The organism is Streptomyces speibonae (assembly GCF_984686075.1).
This window is the reverse complement of sequence record NZ_OZ480260.1, coordinates 6,022,175-6,042,450: the sequence shown is the minus strand read 5'-3', so window position 1 is coordinate 6,042,450 and position 20,276 is coordinate 6,022,175. Positions and strand designations below refer to the sequence as shown.

Here is a 20,276-nt window from a genome sequence, read left to right as displayed (position 1 = left end):
ATCCCTCCCGTTCCAGATGAAAGGCAGTGCGCCGCAGCGCCCCGGCGAACGCGGGCCCTTCCGGCTTCCCCGCGGCCCGCAGGCGAGCGATCCTGAAGGCATGGAGATCGAAGTCCTGGTCGTGCCCGGCTGCCCCAACGAGCAGACCGTCGCCGACCATCTGCGGCAGGCGCTCGACGACATCGGGCTGCGCGAGACCGGGTTCACCACGCGCGTGATCGCCGACCAGACCGAGGCCGAGCGCGACGGCTTCACCGGCTCCCCGACCATCCTCGTCGACGGGCGCGACCTGTTCACCGAGCCGGGCCGCCCGCCAGGGCTGGCCTGCCGGGTCTACCGCACCGCCCAGGGCCTTGCCGGCGCGCCCGACGCCGGTCAGCTGCGACGGGCCCTCACGGCCGTGGCCGAGGCCTCCCCGCACTGAGCGACACGTCCCTCCACACGTCCCCGGGCGCTCCCTTCGGGGTTCGCGTTGGCTGGAGAGGGCCGCAGCGCGGCGCAGGCGCACCTGTCAGAAGGTGGCCGCGGGTTCACAGGCCGGGGGCGCCCCAGAGCGGGAACCAGCGGGTCAGGTCCTCCTCGACGCGCAGGTCGTCCTTGACCGTGGCCTTGACCTGGAGTTCCAGCGGGTTGTCGCGTTTCTGGCCGGGCAGCGGAGCGAACGGGTAGAAGGTGCCGCGCTTGTAGAGGTAGACCAGCGCGAGGGGGCGCAGCTCAGCGTCGTGGAACGTGACCAGGGAGCACAGCAGTTGCGGGCCGAAGCCGCTGTCCTGCAGGGCGGTGTTCACCGCGTGCAGGTCGCTCACGAGGGCGGGCAGGTCGCCGGGGCCGCGACGGGAGAGCAGCCAGGAGTAGCCGTAGCTGTCACGGCTGAACTCCACCGGCACGCCGGCCCGTTCGGAGTCCGCGTCCAGCAGGGCCCCTACGTCCTGCTGGACTTGGGCGAATGCCCCGCCCTCGATGGCGGCGAAGCACACCGAGCCCGCTCCGGTCGAGGTGAAGCCGCTCGCGGCCTGGAGGGTGATCGCGGCCGAGGGCAGGCCGAAGAGCTGGTCCAGGTCGGGCTTGACCGGCTTGGTCCGGCCGAACAGGACGTCCAGGAAACCCACGGGGCCGTCAGCTCCTTCTGCCTGGGCCCGGCTCGGGCGGGAAACGCCGGGGCGGGCGGCCGGGACGGTGGTGGGTGGTCATGCCGCCTCACCCAGCTCCACAGAGATGGCCGCGAGCGCCTCCAGACGGCGTTCCAGGCTGGGGTGGGTGGAGAACATGCTGGCCAGCGCCGTGCCGGGCCCGAGCGCGGGGGTGAAGAAGAACGCGTTGAACGCCTGCGCGGTGCGCAGATCCTGGGTGGGAATGCGGGCGATGTCGCCGCTGACCTTGGTCAGCGCCGAGGCCAGTACCGAGGGTTTCCCGGTGAGCATGGCCGCAGCGCGGTCGGCGGCCAACTCGCGGTAGCGGGACAGTGCCCGGATGAGCAGGAAGCTGAGGGCGTAGACGAGCGCGGACACCGCCATGACGATGGCGAGCAGGGCGGCGGTGTTCTGGTCACGGTTGCGTCCGCCGAACAGCTGGGAGTAGAAGGCGAAGCGGACGATGAGCCCGGCGATCACACCCAGGAACGAGGCGATGGTGATCACCGCGACGTCACGGTGTGCGACATGGGACAGCTCGTGGGCGAGGACGCCTTCGAGTTCATCGGTCTCCAGGCGGCGCAGTAGTCCGGTGGTCACGCAGACGACGGCGTGGTCGGCGTTGCGGCCGGTGGCGAACGCGTTGGGCAGGTCCATCTCGGAGACGGCCACCCGGGGTTTGGGCATGTCCGCGGTGGCGCACAGCCGGTCGATGACCCCGTGCAACTCGGGCTGTTCCTCGCGGCTGACGAAGCGGCCGTGCATGGCGTACAGGGCGATCCGGTCGGAGAACCAGAACTGCGCGACCAGCAGGGCGGCGGCGATGACGACCACCAGGACGACGGACTTGAGCAGCACGATCAGCGCGGCGATGAACGCCACGTACACCAGCCCGAGCAGGAACATCGTGACCGCCATGCGGGCGGTCAGCTGCCGGTCGGGCTCGAAGCGGCTGCGCATCGTCATCACCCCGGGATCAGGCCCTCGTCGGAGAGCAGTTCGCGCACCTGCGCGAGGCTGGTGTCCGCATCGGGCAGCACCAGGTCGGACGGTGTGATCCTTTCGTCCGGCAGGGGTGTGCCGAGGCTGCGTACTGCGTCCAGCAGGGCTGACAGGGCGGCGGTGAACGCGGTCTCGTCGCCCGCGTCCGCGGCCGACTGCAGCGCCGCGTCCAGTTCGTTGAGCCGGTCAAGGTGCTCTTCGGTGATCTCGTACTGGCCTTCGCCGAGAATCCGCATGATCATGACGTTGTCTCCTGGTCCGGCGGTGCCTGCCTGGCTCCGCCGCCCTCCACGGCCGGCGGTGTGGAAGCCGCCGGGAGCTGCGCCTTCATCATGGCCAGTTCCTTGTCGACGTCGCTGCCTGCGGTGACACGTTCGAGTTCGGCCTGGATGTCGTCACGGCCGGCCGGAAGGGTGGCGTCCTCCAGCGCGCCGGAGGCGAGCAACTCATCCAGCGCACCGGCGCGGGCCTGCAGCTGCTCGGTCTTGTCCTGGGCCCGCTGCATGGCCAGACCCACATCGCCCATCTCCTCGCCGATGCCGGTGACGGCCTCGGTGATGCTGGTCTGCGCCTCGGCCGCGGTGTAGGTGGCCTTGATCGTCTCCTTGCGGGTGCGGAAGCTGTCGACCTTCGCCTGCAGGCGCTGCGTGGCGAGGGTGAGCTTCTCCTCCTGGTCCTGCAACGACGCCTGCTGGGTCTGCAGGTCGGTGATCTGGGAGGCCACGGCGGTGCGCCGGGTCAGGGCCTCGCGGGCGAGATCCTCGCGCCCTGCGGCGAGCGCCTGCTGGGCCTGTCCCTCCAGCTTGCCGCCGGACTGCTGCAACTGGCTGATCTGCAAGTCGACGCGTTTGCGGCTGGTGGCCACATCGGCCACGCCGCGCCGCACCTTCTGCAACATCTGGAGCTGCTGTTCGTAGGAGTAGTCCAGGACCTCGCGGGGGTCCTCGGCCTTGTCCAGGGCCTTGTTCGCCTTGATCCGGAACAGGGCGGCGATGCGGTGAGCGATGCTGCTCATGACGGCCGCCTCCTCTCGATGGGGTGAGGAATCAGCCAGGCCACACGGCGGACACCTTCAGGCTCCGGCCCGGTGGTCCGGGCCGCAACCTCGATCCCTGGGGTACTCGGCCATCCTCGCCCCGCGATACCCAGCGGGGTAGGGACCAGCGGTCCCCACTCGGGGCCGGTCGGGCCCTGCACCGGGTCCGCACCCCGGGAGCAGTCTCGCCGAAGCCGACCAGTACCGCTGTGCAGAGTTTCCTGCTCGGCGGCCAGCAGCCTGTTCGGGCTCGCGTTCTGCAGAACTTCGACGTCGCCGACCCGTTCTTCCGCCCCTCATGCGCTCACCCACGGCAGCGTGCGTTGCACGAGAGATGGCACGGGCGCAGGCTGCTTGATGACGAGGGGAGTCCTTCGATGACCCAGCACCCGCCTACCACAGAGGTCGATCGTCCAGTCGTCGGCTCGTACCCGACCTACACCGGCGCCCAGCGCGCGGTCGATTTCCTGTCCGACAGCAGATTCCCGGTGGAACGCACCGCGATCATCGGCTCGGACCTCCGCATGGTCGAGACCGTCCTCGGCCGGCTCACTCGCGGCCGGGCCGCCCTGGCGGGGGCCGGCACCGGCGCCTGGTTCGGGCTGCTGGTCGGGCTGCTGCTGTCGGTGTTCTCAGCCGGCAACCACCACGCCTTGGTACTGATGCTGAGCGGACTGGCCTACGGCGCCGTCTTCGGCGCGGTCTTCGGGTTCGCCGGTCACGCCCTCAGCGGCGGCCACCGCGACTTCTCCTCCCGCAGCCAGATCGTGGCCGCCCGCTACGACGTGGTCGCCGACGCCGAGGTCGCCGAGGAGGCCAAGAACCTGCTGATCAAACTAGCCTGGCGCGAAGAGTGACCTGCCGTCGGCCTTGCCACCACGGGCAGCGCTGCGAACACCCCTGTCTCTCGCAAGGGCCTCGCCACCGGTCGGCCAGACTCCACGTGCTCGACGGCTCTGCCCCTCAGCCGTCCCGGACTCACTCGCTGAAGGAGGAGTGACCGTGCAGCACCACGCGGATCATCAACATCACGAAACGTCCGGGCGCGAAGATCCCGGTAAGGAGCGGACCACAGCAGTTCTGGATGTGCGCGGCCTGGCCTGGGCGTCCCAGCAGAGCACCGTCACCGCTGCGCTGGGCCGGCGGCCTGGCGTACTTCAGGCCGAAGTCAACCCGGTCGCACAATCGGCGACGGTTGCCTTCGATCCGCGGCGTACGTCACTGGCCGAGCTGCGCCGCTGGGTGACCGAATGCGGCTACCACTGCAACGGCCAGTTGGTGCCGTCCCATGTCTGCGATCCGATGGCCGAACCGGACCCTGCTGTCGAAGCGGCTGAGGACCGTCATGCGAATCCTGAGGGCCATGCCGCGCGGGTGGCCGTTCCAAGCGCACCTGCGGAGCACGCCGACTACGTCGAGCACGCGGCGGCCGAGGCTCCCGCCGAGGCCGAGGAGATGCCGACACCGCACGAGCTGATGGGACACGGCGGCCACGAGGCCATGTCGATGGCGGCGATGGTGGCCGACATGCGCAACCGCTTCCTCGTAGCGCTGCTGTTCTCGATCCCCATCGTCATCTGGTCACCGATCGGCGAGGACGTCTTCGGTCTGGACGTCCCTGTGCCCTTCGGGCTGCGCCAGGATGTCTGGGCGCTGCTGCTGAGCCTGCCGGTGATCTTCTACTCGTGCTCGATCTTCTTCGACGGCGCCGTGCGCGCGCTGCGTGCCCGCACCCTGGACATGATGGTGCTGGTCGCGGTCGCCGTCGGCTCCGGCTGGACGTACTCGCTGATCATCACGCTCACCGGGGGCGGCGACGTCTTCTACGAGGCGGCTACCGTGCTGGCCTCGTTCGTGCTGCTCGGCCACTGGTTCGAGATGCGCGCCCGGGGCGGCGCCAACGACGCCATCCGCACCCTGCTCGACCTCGCCCCGCCCAAGGCACTCGTCGTGCGTGGCGGGCAGCCGGTGGAGGTGCCCACCGCCGAGGTCGTGGTCGATGACCTCCTGCTGGTCCGGCCCGGAGCCAAGATCGCCGTCGACGGGCTCGTGGAGGAGGGCGAGAGCGAGGTCGACGAGTCGATGGTCACCGGGGAGAGCCTGCCCGTGCACAAAGCCCCCGGCTCGCAGGTCATCGGCGCGACCATCAACGCCAACGGCACGCTGCGCGTGCGCGCCACCAAGGTCGGCTCCGACACCGCCCTGGCCCAGATCGTCAAGCTCGTCCAGGAAGCACAGAACTCCAAGGCACCGGGCCAACGGCTCGCCGACCGGGCCGCGTTCTGGCTGGTCTTCGTCGCCCTGATCGGCGGCGCCGCGACGCTGGCCGTCTGGCTGCTGGCCACCGACCGCTCGCTGGGCACCGCGATGCTGTTCGCCATCACCGTCGTCGTCATCACCTGCCCGGACGCCCTGGGTCTGGCCACCCCTACGGCCATCATGGTCGGCACAGGACTGGGGGCCCGGCGCGGGGTGTTGTTCAAGAACGCCGTCGCCCTGGAGGCATCGGCCGGAATCCAGACCGTGGTCATGGACAAGACCGGCACCCTGACCAAGGGCGAGCCGGAGGTGACCGACCTGATCACCATCCCGGGAACGGACGAGGACCAATTGCTGCGGCTGGTCGCGGCGGTGGAGCGCGAGTCCGAGCACCCGCTGGCCGAAGCCGTCGTACGGTACGCCGAGAGCCGGGCCGTGGCGGCAGTGAGCGCGCGGCACTTCGAGAACGTCCCCGGCCACGGTGCGACCGCTGTCGTAGACGGCCACCGGGTCGCGGTCGGCAACCGCGGACTGGCGTTGCGCGAAGGCGTCGATCTCGGGCAACTGGCCGCCCGGCGCGAGGCGCTGGCCGCCACCGGCCGTACCGTCGTCGTCGCCGCCGTCGACGGACGGGCGACGGGCCTGATCGGCATCGCCGACACGCCCCGGGAAACCTCGGCCGACGCCGTGGCCGAACTGCACGCCCTTGGCGTCGAAGTGGTCATGCTCACCGGCGACAACCAGGCCACCGCCGAGCGGATCGCGGACCGTCTGGGCATCGACACCGTCATCGCCGAGGTCCTGCCCGGGGACAAGGCGGCCAAGGTGGCCGAACTGCAACACGGCGGCCTCAAGGTCGCCATGGTCGGCGACGGCGTCAACGACGCACCCGCCCTCGCCCAGGCCGACCTCGGCATCGCCATCGGCGCCGGCACCGACGTGGCCATCGAGACCGCCGACCTCGTCCTGATGCGCTCCGACCCCCTCGACGTGCCCACCGCCCTGCGCATCGGCCGCGGCACCCTGCGCAAGATGCGGCAGAACCTCGGCTGGGCCATCGGCTACAACGCCATCGCGCTGCCCATTGCCGCGGGCGTCTTCGAGCCCGCCCTCGGCCTGGTGCTGCGGCCGGAGATCGCCGCGCTGTCCATGTCCGGGTCCAGCATCATCGTCGCCGTCAACGCCCTCGCCCTCAAACGCCTGCACCTTCCCGGCGCGGCACCGTCGCCCGCCGACCAACCTGCCGGCGCCCCAGCCGCCCTCGCCACGAGCGAAAGCGCCGGGCTCGACACCGGCCACCGTGCCACCTGACCTCCAGGGCTACGGGGCCGGGGCTACGGGCGACAGGGCCAGGGTCGGCCTGCCCGTCGTACCGAACCGCGCACACGAGCTCGAGGACCACCGGGAAACCGGGGAGGGCCCGACAGAAGTCGAGTACGGGCAAGGTGGATCTGCCGTCGGGCAAGGTCAAGGTGACCAGCGAGCAGCCGCTGGATCCCGCTGCCGTCGCCGCCGCGGTCGACGAGGCCCGCTACGAGCTCGTCGGCGGCGAGAGCCGGTGAACCGGCGGGCGGAGTTGCTGCGCCGAGCCGTCGGCCCCCGTCGCCAGGCTCACGGCTGCGGCGTTCTCCACGCCGCGGACCCGCCTCACGGAGCCCGGAGCCGCCCCGGCTCGAAAGCCCTGCAGGTGCGGCAACGCACCCACGGTTCGCTGACCTGCTCCGGTCACGTCGGTTGAAGCCGCGGTCGCGGCCGAGGCCGCTTCGCCCTTCGGTCCTGCGAAGACGGCTGGACCTGCCGGGCGCGCCCCCGGCAGGTCCAGCCGCAGTGCTGTACGCGGCGCTGAGTCCGTCAGGCAGCCGGTGCGGACAGCTCCGCGCCCCGGCCGGCCGAGGCAGTGGCCCTCGGCTCCAGGACACGCTCGGCGAGGTACCCGAAGAGCAGGCCGAAGGCCGCCCAGAGCAGGGCCTGGACGCCGAGGGAGGCCATGCGGAACTCCCACAGGTCTGTGGCCGGGAAGCCGTTGGGCACGTTGTCCCCGGACGGCAGGAACACCATCGCGACCGTCACGGCCGCCAGGAAGGCCAGCCCGGCGGCTGTGGAGGCGTTCCAGTTGCCCCAGCCGGGGGCGAGGCGGCGGCCCAGCAGCACGGCCGCGATGCCGAGCAGGACGCTCAGCGCGATCATCAGGAAGTACAGGGCGGTCCGCTGGTCCAGGGTGTCGGGGTTGCCGACGGCGGGCGGGTTCGCCGGGTACTTGAGGGTGGGCACCAGGTAGACGGTGAGGAACGCGGCGAGTGCGGTCAGGGCGGCCGTGGCCCGGGCGCCGAACTGGCCGATCCGGCCCAGCGCGAAGCAGAACGCGAGGGCGGCGATGCCGCCGACGGCCACGCCGAAGACGAGGACGCCGGTGGCCAGCCCCGCGGTCGACTGCACCGACCGGCTGACCAGCTCCTCCCCGCCGGCGGCGTGGTGGGAGTTCGACTCCTCGAAGGCGATCGCCGCGTCGACCGACCCCTCGCCGACGAAGTACGCGAAGGCGAAGGTCAACATGCCGGCGCCGAGGCCCGCGAGCATGCCGCGCACCAACAGGGCTCGCACTATTGCGGAGTTCATGGGTGTCCGCTCCCCGTCAGTGGCAGGGGAAGCCGAGCAGGTGACGGCCGTCGTGCACCCACTCGTGGACGCCCTCGCCGGAGAAGACGGCGAAGGCGCCCTGCTCGGCGCCGACGAAGTAGAGCAGGACGAGCATCAGGAGGCCGAAGAACACAGCCCAGGGCAGGATGGCTCGAACGGGCAGCGGGGCTGTGACGGGCAGGGCGGCGGGGGCAGGGGCGGCAGTGGACTGCGCCATGGCGAGACCTCCTCGGGAACACGCGTCCCGTGTCATGTGGAGCACTCGACGACGGCATCGGGTCTGACTCACCGCCATCCCCCTGCATCCCTTTGGGGCAGGAGCCTGCGGCACACAGTGGCGCGACCGTGCCGGGCTTGCACCGGACTTCCGAGGCGCCGTCGTCCTTGTCGCCCAAATCGTAGGGGCACGGCGACAATCAGCCAACATGGCGTGCGCCACCTACCATGGGCCGGCCGGTGCGGACCCGGCGAAGGGGGCTCTCATGACAATCCGGCTCACGCTGTTGTGCGCCGCCGCGCCCATCGCGCGCGAGGTGCGCTTCGCCGACACCCCGCTCGACGAGCGGGCACTGCGGCAGGCGCGCACAGCCGCTGGATCCCTGCCCACAGCGACCGTCCGATACGCCGCGCCCTCGCAGCGGTGCCGCCAGACCGCCGAGGCGCTGGGATGGGACTCCGCCATCACCGAACCGGCGCTGCGCGACGTGGGCATGGGCCGCTGGTACGGCCGTACGCCGGAGGAACTCGCCACGGCGGACGCCGCCGGGTTCACCGCCTGGCTGAGCGATCCGGAGGCCGCACCGCACGGTGGCGAGTCCGTGGCCGACGTGTGCCGCAGGGTCGCCGAATGGCTCGATGCGCTGTCGGCCGATGCCGGGCGGGTGGTGGCCGTGGTCGAGCAGGCGGTGGCGCGTGCCGCGGTGATCCGCGCGCTGGACACCCCGCCCGCGTCGTTCTGGCGCATCGATGTGCCTCCCCTAAGCGCCGTATCGCTCACCGGGCGGGCCAGGCGGTGGAATCTGCGGATGGGAGCCGTCGTGGGAAGCGGAGACAGCTGACGGTAGGCGCTGGCCCGGTGGTATGGAGGGACTGCCTGCCCGAGCCGCGTCGCACGACGAGGGCTACTCACCACCGTCCGGACGCAGACAGCTTGCCGCCCGGTCATCGAGCACCGGTACATTGATGCGCCGCGACAGTAGAGGGAAGGTGCCATATCGGCGCCACGGCGAGATGACGGAGCGTATGAGCTACAGGGCCAGGGCGGAGCGAGGCGTCGTCGGGCGCCTGTTCCTGCTGCTGCTCCTCGCCCTCGGCCTGATGCACCTCCTCGCCCACGCAGGCGACACCGGCATCGGCCACGAGCGCGAGACAGTCGCTCATGCTCACGCGGTTCAGTCCGAGCCGACCACACCGGGTGAGGCGATCCCGCTCGTCGCGACGGCGTCCGTCGAGCACGACCATCACGGCACCGAGGGCACGACGGATCTCGGCCTCTGCGCGGCTGTCATCGGCTGCTGCGCTCTGCTGGCGATTGGCGGTAGGCGACTCCGCGGTCGCCGCATCGCCCTGCTCCCCCTGCGCAGGAGGCGAAGGCGAGCCGCGCGGTCCGGCCTGTTCCGACCACCAGATCCACGTCTTTCGCGAGGCGTCGGTATCGCGCAGCTGGCAGTCCTGCGGATTTAGGCCGCCGACACGGCGTGCAGGCCGTGTCCTTCTTCGTGCGACGTCGTACGACGCAATCAGGCACCACCCGGGGTCCGGCACCCTTCGCGGTCCGGGCCGGGCGGCGTACGCCTGGGCACTCCTGCCGCTGATCCGACGCATCCCTGCCACGCATGCCCCCGGCGGACCGGGCACGCCTTGCCGCGTGCCGGCCGACCCGCGAAAGGCCCCTCCTCGTGACTCAGCCCCACCTCGTCGACCGTGTCGGCGTGCCCGCCCAGCCGCAGGCACGCCACCCTCGCCCGCAGCAGTACCAGCAGCAGCCCTCGTATCAGCCGCACCCGCCACGCCAGCAGCGGCCGCATGGCCATGTCCGACCGGATGTCCAGCCCGCTCCAGCTCCTACGGTCTCGGAGTCCAGCCCGCGTCAGCACCAGACGTCGGAATCCCACACCCCTCCCCCGACCGGTGGCCGCCGGGCACGTCGGCGGGCGAAGAAGCGGACACCGGTGATCGGTGACTACCTGGGATACGCCACGACGTTCGTGGGTGCGGGTCTGATCAGTGGCGCGGTGGTGCACCATCCGCTGGATCCGGACCGGTACACAGTGATCGCGTTGGTCGGTGCGGGCGTGTTCCTCTGCGCGACCCTGCTGAACGAGTTCATCCTCAAGCGGCAGCGGCCCAGCGCCTCGAAGGTGGTCGCGATCGTGCTGGCCTCGCTAGCGCTGTCGTTCGGCATCGGCATGCTCAGTGGCGGGATGCAGCACTTCGAGGACTTCCCCGAGCGGGCGGCGATGCTGATCCCGTTCGGGCTGGCGCTGTCCTTCGTGGCGTACGTGCTGCGCTACGACCCCGCGCGCTGGCGCAGCATCATCGGCCCGACCGGGTTGCTGGTGCTGGTCACCGCGGCAGTCGCGTTCGTCGGGCTGCGCGGTATCGCCGCCGACATGGCCGCCGAGTCGGGCAGTGGCGGCCACAGCCACGGCGAGGAGACCACGAGCGAAACGGAGACGGCGAAGACAGACGACGGTCATACGCAGGACAGCCACACCGAGCACGCCGGAACGACGGCGCCCGAGGCCTCGCCCAGCGCCGAAAGCACCGGATCCGGCGCAGGCGAGGAAGAAGCCGGTCACGCGGAGGACGGACACGCCCACTGAGTCGGAGCGCCCGTGGCCGGGGCTGCTAGCAATGGACACCTGCTGCGGCTCCCGGCAGCGGTGGAGCGATCACTTGATCCGGTTCACCGTTTCTTCGGCCGGGCGGAGTTCCAGTCGGTGGTCAGCCCTGCGGTCACCGCGTCGAAGCGATGGCGGTCGGCCTCTGAGAGCTCGGCTTCTACGCCCAGACGAAGGTCATCAACAGCCTCGCGTTCTCCCTGCCGCTGTCCTTCGGTGTCGGCCTGGTCGGCGGCGGCATCCAGCATTTCGAGCAGTTCCCCGAGCGCAGCGCCTGGATTACCCCCATCGGCCTGCTCATGTTCGTACGTCGCGTTCGTCGCCAAGAACTCCAAGGGCCGCTGGCGGCACCTCCTCAGCTCGTTCGCGGCCGTCGTCGTCATTGCGGCCCTCGCCTGGCGGGGGATGACCGCCCTCGCCGGCTCCATCAGCTCCGACGGCCACAGCCACGACCACGGCTCCACGACCAAGACCCCCGCAGAGCCGGACCGGGCTCCGTTGAGGAGGATCAGACTCCCGTTGAGCAGGACACCCGGCCGAGCCGGCATCATACGTCCCATAGCCACTGACCCGGGTCCGGCACCTCGTAGCCGTTCTCGCAGGCCCACGCGGACCACGCTGGGCTCGTACTCCCGCTCACGGCGCTTGCGCGTGCCGTCGGCGGGCCCGGGATGCGGCGCGTTCTAGCGAGTGCGCCGCTCGGCGAGGCGTCCCTCCAGCCGGTTCTCCTCGCTGGTGCTTCCCCAGCTCGCCGCGGCGGGTGAGGGCCCTTGACCAAGTACGCCGACAATCCCTCCATACGGGAGTCCCGACGGATCGCCGACCTCAACCCTGGTCTTCGGCGCCATCACCACAAGCACTCAGGTGGGGCAAGCTCAATCCGCCCAAGCCACGCCGCTGCCCGATGCGGGTGGTCGGCAACGAAAGGCACCGCGCGCCGCTCGCTCTCGCAGCGTGACCGACCTCGATCGGTGATCGATCACTAACTGGCACTTCGGGGAGATGACCCGCACCTCGAACCTCCGGTCCGGCGAACGCCGGCGCAGCACTTACGACAGTCCGAGGACGCGCATGGCCAGACCGGCTGTCGGCTTGGGCCCGAACGAGGTGGACTTGCGGGGCAACCGCACTCCGGCACCGGCCAGTTCCCACACCGTGTCCTCGCTGATCGCGGGCAGCAGAAGCGCGCTGCCGCTGTCGGGTCCGGCCACGGCCGCGGTGGCCTGGGGGAGGTCGTGGACATACGTCACGGCACCTGGCAGGTCGGGTACGGACCAGGTGTGGCGGAGCAGCAGGTGGTCGCTGACGGCAGCGGGGAGTTGCGCCCACCGACTGGGATGGCCGGCCAGGGCTTCGTGCAGGGCCAGAGGGTCGGGATCGGTGATGGTCCACGCCTGCTCTGCACCGGTGAGTACCAGTTCACCGGGCTCGGGCGGACGCGGCCCTGTGGGAAGGGGCAGAACCCGGGCCACCTCGGACGCGGCCTTCGCCGCCTTCTCCGGTTCCAGTCCGGTCATCACACGGTGGATCGCGGAGAGCTGGAGGGGGTACGTCGTGGTGTCGACGAGCAGGGTGAGGCTGCTGTCCCAGGGGCTGCCCGCGTCGCCGCTCAAGTGGAGACAGGCGGCGTGGCGGTGGTGGCCGTCGGCTATGAGGGCCTTACCGGTGGACAGGCCACTGGTGAGGAGCGAGAGTTCCGTGGCGTCCTCGCACGCCCACAGCCGGTGGGTGAGCTCTCCGACGCGGGCCACGGCGACCGGTGCCCGACGCGTCACGTGCTCCGCGACCTGCGCAGCCGTCGACTCCGCGCCTCGGCAGGCCACCAACAGCGGCTCCAACTGGGCACGCAACCCCGCCATATGGCCAGCACGCTGCCGGACCACGTGGGCGGACACGTCTTCGTGCGGCAGCAGCTGCCCTCCATGGCGTGGCAGCACCAGATCACCGATCAGGCCACGTTGCAGGATCCGGGCGCCCCGCTGCTGTTGGTAGACGTACAGGGCGGGCCGCTCGTCCCGGCGGAGCACGCCGCGTCGCAGCCAGCGCCCCAGTTCCCGGGCGGCGGCCTGCGGCGCGTCCGCGTACAGGAGTCGGGCCACGTGGTGCGGATGACGCCGGAGTTCGCGGGCGCGGGTGGCGCCGAGGTCGTCGTAAGGCGGAGCGAGGAGGTCGGTCAGATCGCCGACGCGGTCCGTGTCGTAGCGCACCGCCCGGAAGGGCCGGAGCTGCAACGGGGTCGGCTTCGCGATGGGCTCGGCAAAGGTGGGCATCAAGAACTCCAGGAAGAGGGCACGGCCCAGCAGGGGCGGGGCACCGTGTGGTGCCCCGCCCCTGGGCCAGCGGGCCGGTGGGTCAGACGGTGGCGGGCAGCGGCTCGGAGGCGGGCGGCGCCGCCAGTCGGCCGGTGCGGTGCAGGCCGTACAGGGCGGCCGCGCACGCCAGGCCGAGCGCGATCAGCGTGATCCACGGCAGCGCGGGCATCCCGGCCGCGCGGGCGGCGTCGAGCGCGGCGCCCGTGCCCAGATTCCCGACGGTGATACCGATGCCGCAGATCGTGTTGTAGAGCCCGTAGTGGGTGGCGACGAGGCGGTCACCGGAGAGGCGGACGATGGTGTCCATCTCGAAGGGGTAGGCGATCATCGTGCCAATGGCCAGCAGCAGCGCGGCGAGCGTCGGCGGCGCGGCCGCGAGCAGCCACAGCCCGATCCCGGACTCCGGTACGGGGACGGCGGTGGCGAGCAGGAGAGGTACGAAGGCCAGGCCCATCGCCGCCAGCCCACGCACGAGCGCCTGCCCGGGCTCGTACCGCTCCTTGCACCACGCCGTCACCCGCGTCTGGCAAAGGATCGTGCTCAGCCCGGAGACCGCGAAGAGCATGGCCACCGCCGCCGTGCCGAACTTGCCGTCGCCGCCGAGCCGGCGCACCTCCAGCGGCAGCGCCAGATAGACCTGGAAGGTCAGGACGTACGAGCCGATCATGGCGACGGAGAAGAGCAGGAACGGCCGGTTGGCGAGGATGCCGCGCCACTGGGCGAGCACACCTGGACCGCCGTCGCTCTGCTGCCGCTTGGCGTCCTCGGCCCGCCGGGCGGGCAGCGCGCGGATCTGTACGACGCTCAGCAGCGCGAAGATCCCGGCTGCCACCAGGCAGGTGACGCGGAAGTCCACCCCGGTCAGCACCATGCCTACCAGTGGGCCCAGCAGGATTCCCGCCTGGTAGAAGACGTTGAACAGGGCGAACGCCTCGACCCTGCGCTCCCCGGCGTCGGCCGCGAGGTAGGCCCGCACGGCCGGGTTGAACAGCGCCCCGGCCAGCCCGGTGGCCGCCGAGGCGGCGAGCAGCGCAGGCAGCGAGTCCACGAGCCCGAGCGTCGCGAACCCGAGGGTGCGCAGGACACAACCGGCGACGATCATCGGCTTGTAGCCGAGCCGGTCGGCGAGCGTGCCGCCGACCAGGAACATGCCCTGCTGGCTGAAGTTCCGTACGCCGAGGACGAGTCCCACGATCCAGCCGGCCAGGCCAAGCGTGCCGGACAGGTGGGCGGCCAGATACGGCATCAGCATGTAGAAACCGAGGTTGATGGTGAACTGGTTCACCATCAACAGCTGGACGCTGCGCTCGTACGACCGGACCCGCGTGAGCAGCCCTTTCACCGTCCCTCCTCCGACGAGTCCGACCCAGCGCCCAGGGTGTCTGAGGCGTCCGCAGCGAAATCCTGCGCTGTGTCCTGCAGGGTGAGGGGATCGACCACGGTGGTGCACCGGGTCCAGCGGGTGACCTCCTTCTCGTCCAGGCGGCCGATCAGCTCCGGTTCGGGCGCCGGAGGCGCGTCCAGCAGGCCGTGGGCGGCGCAGTAGTCGTCGTCGTAGACCGTCCCCAGGTAGCGCTGCGGGCCGTCGGGGAAGACCGCGACGACCCGTGCGTCCGCGGGCATCGTCCGGGCCAGCCAGCCGGCCACCAGCGCGACCGCGCCGACGCTCCACCCGCCGGTGGCGTAGTGGGAGGCGGCCAGTTGACGGCAGGTCCACACGGCCTCCTGCGGGGCCACCCAGTGGACCTCGGAGAACTGCTCGTAGGCGACGTTGCGGGGGTAGATACTGGAGCCGAGTCCGCGCATCAGCCGGGGCCGGGCGGGCTGACCGAAGATCGTCGAACCCGGTGTGTCCACACCGACGACGGTCAGCTCGGGGTAGAGCTGCCGCAAGACTCGTGAGACGCCGGCCGAGTGGCCGCCGGTGCCGACGCTGCACACCAGTACGTCGATGTGGCCCATCTCGGCGGCGAGTTCGAGGGCCAGTGGGGTGTAGGCGGCGACGTTGTCGGGGTTGTTGTACTGGTCCGGGCACCAGGAGCCGGGGTGCTGCTCCAACAGGCGCTGCACGCGGTCACGGCGGGCCTGCTGCCAGCCGCCCGAGGAATGCGGCTCGGAGACGACGTTGACCTGGGCGCCGTACGCGGTCAGCAGCCGGGTCATGGACAACTCCAGTCCCGGATCGGTGACCAGGGTGACCGGGTGGCCGTACACCATCCCGGCCAGGGCCAGTCCGAGGCCCAGCGTCCCGCTGGTGGACTCGATGATCCGGCCGCCGGGCCGCAGGTCACCACGGGCCCGGGCCCGCTCCACCATGTGCAGCCCCGGACGGTCCTTGATGCCGCCGGGGTTGAACCCCTCCAGCTTCGCCCAGAAGCCACGTCCGGCCGGGGCCAGCGGCTCCGACACGCGCAGCAGCGGGGTGTTGCCCACCAGCCCGGACAGGGCGGACTGGCCCGAACCGGTCGCGGTCTTGGTCAATGAAGGCATGTCTGTGTTGTCACTCTCGCTCGATGAATGCACGGGTGCGGGTTCATCTCGCGCCCCATGGCGACAGAGCGGACCGTGGGTCGGTCCGCGCTCAGGCCATGAGTGCGCGGCAGCCGACGAGGTCGGTCGGCTGCGAGCGAGTGGTCTAGATCCGCCAGCGAGACGTACGGACGAGCGCCACACGGCCGGTGCGCGCGCTGCGACGTCTGCGGGATTCATGCCGTACGAGCGGTCTCCCCGCCGCCACGGACGTGGCGACGAGCACGACGACAGCCAGCGCGGCGAGGGGAAGATCCTCGATCGACTGGGCCGCCGTACGGATGACGACGTCCATCACGCAGTCCTCGGCCCCGTGGGGAGCATGGGGCCCGTGAGGCTCTCCGCCTGCAACCATCGCCGATGAAACGGTGGGGACGGGCACCGACCCGTGCGTCTCCTCGGGCACTCCGTGGATGACAGCGCACAGAATGAGCGCGATCACGAGGGTGCCGCGGATCGCCGAGAGGAGTCGGCGCCACCGGGGCGAGCCGCACGAGGCCCAGGGAGCGTGCGAGGGCATACAGGAAGGTGTCGGCACAGGTCCTCCGCGCTGCTGCCGCTCTCCGACGAGGACGGAGGGAGGCGCAGACATGGGTGGGGGCAGGACAGCTTCGACGAACGTGACCGGCCCATCATGGGCACGGAATCGGGAGCTCGTCGCGCGTGATCAGCCGAACCGGTGACACCGGCGGGCCGGTTGGAGGACTTGGTACTCCTAGACCTGCTGCACCACGGAGGCTGCTCTCAGAGCCGCGGGGGACGCCCCGCCCATGGGCCCACCAGATGCAGGCACACGCACGACCGACGCATCGTGGGCACCGTTTGATTCGCGAATCGACGCTGCAAAGCAGGGAGCGGCCAGGGCAGGCCCCTGCTGAGGCTGCCCGGATACACACTGCTCGCCAGGATGAGACGACTCGTGATCACCATGATGGCCGGCCGCTTCCGCAGTGAACCGGGTTCCAGACTCAGCGCCAGCATGGCGAATGTCATCGGCCGACAGTGCCGCAGGGGTTGATGCGCTGGTGGAGAGGTGTCCGTTGGCAGTCTCCACGTATGCGCCGTGCGACACGAGGACGCCGAACAGGAGCACGGCCAGGGCCAGCACGCGCAACAGCGGACCCGCACCGAAGCGGGTCCTGTCCATGCGCCAGGATGACCAAGCCGTAACCATGCCGTGATCCTAGCGGCTCTTCGGCAGTGATCGACCACCAGTCCTAAAACATCGGGTTAACTCGTCAGGTGAATGGCTGGTTTGCTGCGGCGAGTATGCAGACGGCACACGTGCCGCAGCAGCGCGCCTCAGTGTGCGTGTGCCCGGCTCCGTCCTCAGCGGGCTCGGCCTGCGAAGGCTTCTCGGGCTCATCCACTGCGCCGCCCGCATGCACCGTGAAGGCTGCCGTGCGCACGGTGCCCTCGTGCTGGAAGTCCAGGAACAAGCGGTACGCACCGGCGCTGGGCGCCGTAGCCGTGAAGGAGACCTCGGATGGCGAAGACCGCGAGCGCCAGGCCGGCGGTGACCGCGGCGGCTCCCAGCACGTCGACGGCACCGCGACGGCTGCCGACGGCGGGCAGGAGCTTGGTGGCCGCGAGGGTGGCGACGCCGTAGAGCGCCATGGCCTTGCCGAGCTCCTTTGGGTCGTGCGCGAAGAGCATCATCAGCAGTGTCATGGCCGACGGCGCGATCAGCGCGCCGCCTACGCCCTGAACGGCACGGCCGACGACCTCCACCCACGCCGTCTGCGCGGCTGCGGCGACGACCGAGCCGGCGATCAGCACGGCCAACCGGTGTTGAAGATCTTACGGGCGCCAAACAGGTCGGAGAGGCGGCCGCCGAGCAGCAGCAGCCCGCCGAAGGCGATGACGTAGGCGTTGAAGACGCCCGGGCCGGTGCCGCAGAACCCTGAGTCCAACCACGGCACGCGGGGCGACGGCGCCGCGCCCTCACGGACGGGAACGCCATGCCGCCACATCACCGCCTTCACCAGAACCAGTGGTTCCAGGCAGAGCAGTCAGCGAGATGCTCTCGCCGGTGGTCACTGAAGACGAGGGCTACCTCGACCTGCTGCGCGAGCCATGTCGCCGATCCGACCCGCAACGCGGACGGCGCGCCGCCGGGCGGCCATCGGTGCGCGAGTGCACCCGAGCGAGTCGGCAAGAAGACACCTCGTACATGTACTTCCGAATGCATCCGGCACCTGAATGTCCACTCCAGACCGGCATCGGACCACATTCAACACCCGGAATGCCCTGATCTGTCGCATAGATAGTGGACAGGGGCGACAATACGCGGGCCCAAATTCGACCCGGGTAGTTTGTTCAGCGAGAAAACATGGCCTCTGACCTGCGAAAATAAAGAGTGGCAGACGAGTCAGGCTATACGCCGGGTTCTGTTCCGGCGGGTCCTCGCGGGCCCGCCGGCGACGGCCATCCATCTAGGGCCGGTGTTGCCACCGGCCTCGTGCGGTCTACCCGCGGACTCGGGCGGGCAGCCCTCGAGCGTCCGCGCAGAGACGCTTCCGAAGAGGCGTCTCCTCTTGACCTTGCTCCGGGTGGGGTTTACCTAGCTGCCCAGGTCACCCTGGGCACTGGTGGTCTCTTACACCACCGTTTCACCCTTACCCGGCGCCTGAGCGCCGGGCGGTCTGTTTTCTGTGGCACTGTCCCGCGGGTCACCCCGGGTGGCCGTTAGCCACCACCCTGCCCTGTGGAGCCCGGACGTTCCTCGGGAAGTCCCGTGAGGGACTCCACGCGGCCGTCCGCCCGGCTCGTCTGCCGTATGGACCATGGTACCCGCCGGACGGCGGGCTTCCGTTCCGCGTTGGCCAGGACCGAGCCGGTGAGGATCAGGGCGAAGGCGGCCAGGACGGTCGCGGTCAGGGTCTCGTCCAGGAAGAGGGCGCCGGCCGCGACCGCGATCGCCGGGTTGACGTAGGTGATGACCGAGGCGCGGATCGGGCCGGCCTCCTTGATCAGTTCGAGGAAGGCCACGAAGGCCACCGCCGTGCAGACCACGCCGAGGGCGGCCAGGGCGCCCAGGGTGTCGGCGGAGGGCAGGGACGCGGGGCGGGTCGCGGCCGCCGCGGGGGCGTAGACGAGGGCGGCCAGGGCGAGGCAGGGGGTGATGAGGTGGAGGGTGGGGACGTCCTTGAGGTGGCGGTTGGCGATCAGCGGGGCGGTGGCGTAGCCGACGACCGTGACCAGGACCTCCGCGAGGGAGAGGGCGTCGCCGCCGGTCAGATGGGGCAGGGTGAGGACGCCGACGCCGCCGAGACCGAGTGCCAGACCGGTGATGCGGCGGGCGCCCAGCGACTCCGCGGCGCCGAAGAAGCGGGACAGCAGGACGCCGACGATCGGCACGCCCGCGATCAGCAGGCCGGCGGTGGAGCTGGAGAGGTGGCGTTCGGCGTCGGTCAGGGTGTACCAGGGGCCGACGATCTCGATGACCGCGAACGCCAGCATCGGCTTCCAGTGGGTGCGTATGTTCCGGGCGAGGCCCGGCTGGCGCAGCGCGAAGGGGAGCAGGAGGAGCGCGCCGAGGGCGCAGCGGGCGAACACCACCGCCGACGGGGACACCTCGTCCACCGCCACCTTGATCATCAGATAGGGGATGCCCCAGACCACTCCCATCAGGGAGAACAGGAACCAGCCGCGTGCAGTCATGCGGCGAGTGTCGGGCCGGTCAGCGTCCGGCGTCTTGAACGCTGTTGCGGTACGCCGCCGGGGTGACCCCCAGCACGCGGCGGAACCAGCGGGTCAGGTGCGCCTGGTCGGCGAAGCCGACGAGGGCGGCCGCCTCGGCCGGGCGCACCCCGGCGTCGAGGAGGGCGCGGGCCCGGGTCACCCGGTACTGGGCGAGCCAGGCGTAGGGCGGCACCCCCATCGTCGTACGGAACGCGCGCAGGAGTTGGTAGCGGGAGAGGCCGAGGCCGGCGGCGAGGTCCGCCAGGGACGGCGGGGCGAGCAGTTCGTCGGCGAGGCGGTCGCGGACAGCGAGGGCGATGGGGCCGGCGCCGGGGACGGTGTCGTCGTCGCTCGCGCGGGCCGTGGAGTGGCGGCGGGCGAGGGCGGTGAGCAGCCAGGGCAGGCGTGACTCCGCCTCCAGGGGGTCGGGGTGGGCGCTGAGGTCGGTGTGCGTGCGGCGCAGGGCGGCGGCCAGCTCGGGGTCGTCGAGGACGGGTTCGCGGAAGTGCGGGAGGGCGGTGCCGAGGGTGCCGTCGGTGAGGAGGGCGGGGGCGGCGTAGAGGGCGCGGTAGGAGTAGCCGTCGGGGGCGGCGGGGCCGCCGGTGTGCATCTCACCGGGTTCCAGGACGACGATCGACCCCGGCCCCGACACGATGCGCCCGCCCCGGTAGGCGATGACCTCCAGCCCGCCGACGGTGACACCGACCGTGTACTCGTCGTGGGCGTGCGGTGCGTACTCGTGCCGGTTGAAGCGGGCGGTGAGCAGATCGAGGGAAGGCCCGCACCGACCGAGCCGCGCCCTGGTCCAGCGCGCCTGTTCCCGTCCGTCCTGCACGGCTCGCAC

The 20,276-nt window shown here is 70.9% G+C and carries 19 protein-coding genes, 1 other RNA gene and 2 pseudogenes; 6 read left to right on the top strand and 16 right to left on the bottom strand.

The window, feature by feature from the left end:
- Positions 1 to 100: 100 nt before the first annotated feature.
- Complete coding sequence (locus AC5L3C_RS27085) at positions 101 to 424, top strand: thioredoxin domain-containing protein (RefSeq protein WP_344009642.1); 324 nt, start codon at positions 101 to 103, stop codon at positions 422 to 424.
- Between the two features lie 106 nt (positions 425 to 530).
- Here AC5L3C_RS27085 and pspAB read toward each other — a convergent pair whose 3' ends face one another.
- The 4 genes from pspAB to AC5L3C_RS27065 all read right to left on the bottom strand — a co-directional run bounded on the left by pspAB (position 531) and on the right by AC5L3C_RS27065 (position 3,147).
- Positions 531 to 1,109 (bottom strand): PspA-associated protein PspAB, encoded by a 579-nt coding sequence (gene pspAB / locus AC5L3C_RS27080; RefSeq protein ID WP_344009639.1) that lies wholly within the window; start codon positions 1,107 to 1,109, stop codon positions 531 to 533.
- Positions 1,110 to 1,187: 78 nt separating this feature from the next.
- Positions 1,188 to 2,090 (bottom strand): zinc metalloprotease HtpX, encoded by a 903-nt coding sequence (gene htpX, locus AC5L3C_RS27075; protein WP_344009684.1) that lies wholly within the window; start codon positions 2,088 to 2,090, stop codon positions 1,188 to 1,190.
- Positions 2,091 to 2,095: 5 nt separating this feature from the next.
- Positions 2,096 to 2,374, bottom strand: coding sequence for a PspA-associated protein PspAA (gene pspAA / locus AC5L3C_RS27070; RefSeq protein WP_344009636.1), 279 nt, complete (start codon positions 2,372 to 2,374; stop codon positions 2,096 to 2,098).
- On the bottom strand, positions 2,371 to 3,147 hold the full coding sequence (locus tag AC5L3C_RS27065; protein ID WP_344009633.1) for a PspA/IM30 family protein: 777 nt from the start codon (positions 3,145 to 3,147) through the stop codon (positions 2,371 to 2,373). Before AC5L3C_RS27065 ends, pspAA begins: the two co-directional genes overlap by 4 nt.
- Positions 3,148 to 3,545: 398 nt before the next feature.
- On the opposite strand from AC5L3C_RS27065, the gene AC5L3C_RS27060 reads away from it, so the two are divergent.
- Complete coding sequence (locus AC5L3C_RS27060) at positions 3,546 to 4,025, top strand: general stress protein (RefSeq protein ID WP_266552449.1); 480 nt, start codon at positions 3,546 to 3,548, stop codon at positions 4,023 to 4,025.
- 145 nt (positions 4,026 to 4,170) lie between these two features.
- Positions 4,171 to 6,738: a heavy metal translocating P-type ATPase gene (locus AC5L3C_RS27055; protein ID WP_493651435.1), complete on the top strand. Its 2,568-nt coding sequence runs from the start codon at positions 4,171 to 4,173 to the stop codon at positions 6,736 to 6,738.
- A gap of 540 nt (positions 6,739 to 7,278) precedes the next feature.
- Here the strand turns inward: AC5L3C_RS27055 and AC5L3C_RS27050 are convergent.
- A complete protein-coding gene (locus tag AC5L3C_RS27050; protein ID WP_344009621.1) occupies positions 7,279 to 8,043 on the bottom strand; it encodes a CbtA family protein in 765 nt (254 codons plus the stop codon).
- A gap of 16 nt (positions 8,044 to 8,059) precedes the next feature.
- Positions 8,060 to 8,281 (bottom strand): CbtB domain-containing protein, encoded by a 222-nt coding sequence (locus AC5L3C_RS27045; protein ID WP_171110568.1) that lies wholly within the window; start codon positions 8,279 to 8,281, stop codon positions 8,060 to 8,062.
- 265 nt (positions 8,282 to 8,546) lie between these two features.
- Here AC5L3C_RS27045 and AC5L3C_RS27040 point away from each other — a divergent pair, with 265 nt between their 5' ends.
- From AC5L3C_RS27040 to AC5L3C_RS27030, 3 genes are all read left to right on the top strand, one after another.
- The gene (locus AC5L3C_RS27040; RefSeq protein ID WP_344009614.1) at positions 8,547 to 9,122 is read left to right on the top strand and encodes a histidine phosphatase family protein; all 576 of its coding nucleotides are present in this window, start codon (positions 8,547 to 8,549) and stop codon (positions 9,120 to 9,122) included.
- A gap of 184 nt (positions 9,123 to 9,306) precedes the next feature.
- Positions 9,307 to 9,747, top strand: coding sequence for a hypothetical protein (locus tag AC5L3C_RS27035; RefSeq protein WP_344009611.1), 441 nt, complete (start codon positions 9,307 to 9,309; stop codon positions 9,745 to 9,747).
- Positions 9,748 to 10,235: 488 nt separating this feature from the next.
- Positions 10,236 to 10,889: a hypothetical protein gene (locus AC5L3C_RS27030; RefSeq protein WP_344009609.1), complete on the top strand. Its 654-nt coding sequence runs from the start codon at positions 10,236 to 10,238 to the stop codon at positions 10,887 to 10,889.
- A gap of 83 nt (positions 10,890 to 10,972) precedes the next feature.
- On the opposite strand, the gene AC5L3C_RS27025 is transcribed toward AC5L3C_RS27030, so the two are convergent.
- From AC5L3C_RS27025 to AC5L3C_RS26980, 10 genes and pseudogenes are all read right to left on the bottom strand, one after another.
- The gene (locus tag AC5L3C_RS27025; RefSeq protein WP_344009607.1) at positions 10,973 to 11,290 is read right to left on the bottom strand and encodes a hypothetical protein; all 318 of its coding nucleotides are present in this window, start codon (positions 11,288 to 11,290) and stop codon (positions 10,973 to 10,975) included.
- Positions 11,291 to 11,956: 666 nt separating this feature from the next.
- Positions 11,957 to 13,177 (bottom strand): DUF1015 family protein, encoded by a 1,221-nt coding sequence (locus AC5L3C_RS27020; RefSeq protein WP_344009604.1) that lies wholly within the window; start codon positions 13,175 to 13,177, stop codon positions 11,957 to 11,959.
- Between the two features lie 82 nt (positions 13,178 to 13,259).
- Positions 13,260 to 14,561, bottom strand: coding sequence for an MFS transporter (locus AC5L3C_RS27015; RefSeq protein ID WP_344009601.1), 1,302 nt, complete (start codon positions 14,559 to 14,561; stop codon positions 13,260 to 13,262).
- Positions 14,558 to 15,709 carry a PLP-dependent cysteine synthase family protein gene (locus tag AC5L3C_RS27010; protein ID WP_344009599.1) on the bottom strand — a complete coding sequence of 384 codons (1,152 nt, stop codon included), beginning with the start codon at positions 15,707 to 15,709 and terminating at the stop codon, positions 14,558 to 14,560. Before AC5L3C_RS27010 ends, AC5L3C_RS27015 begins: the two co-directional genes overlap by 4 nt.
- Before the next feature lie 145 nt (positions 15,710 to 15,854).
- Entirely contained in the window at positions 15,855 to 16,043 is a 189-nt protein-coding gene (locus tag AC5L3C_RS27005; RefSeq protein ID WP_344009596.1) for a hypothetical protein, read from the bottom strand.
- A 943-nt stretch (positions 16,044 to 16,986) separates the two neighbouring features.
- Positions 16,987 to 17,298: a DUF8832 domain-containing protein gene (locus AC5L3C_RS27000; protein WP_493651431.1), complete on the bottom strand. Its 312-nt coding sequence runs from the start codon at positions 17,296 to 17,298 to the stop codon at positions 16,987 to 16,989.
- Positions 17,186 to 17,670: pseudogene (locus tag AC5L3C_RS26995) on the bottom strand (MFS transporter); the annotation flags it as partial. The pseudogene AC5L3C_RS26995 and the gene AC5L3C_RS27000, both read right to left, overlap by 113 nt.
- A gap of 441 nt (positions 17,671 to 18,111) precedes the next feature.
- Positions 18,112 to 18,519: RNase P RNA component class A (gene rnpB, locus AC5L3C_RS26990), an RNA gene on the bottom strand.
- A gap of 61 nt (positions 18,520 to 18,580) precedes the next feature.
- Positions 18,581 to 19,348 (bottom strand): annotated as a pseudogene (locus tag AC5L3C_RS26985) (DMT family transporter); the annotation flags it as partial.
- A gap of 82 nt (positions 19,349 to 19,430) precedes the next feature.
- The gene (locus AC5L3C_RS26980) at positions 19,431 to 20,267 is read right to left on the bottom strand and encodes an AraC family transcriptional regulator (protein ID WP_493651429.1); all 837 of its coding nucleotides are present in this window, start codon (positions 20,265 to 20,267) and stop codon (positions 19,431 to 19,433) included.
- Positions 20,268 to 20,276 lie beyond the last annotated feature (9 nt).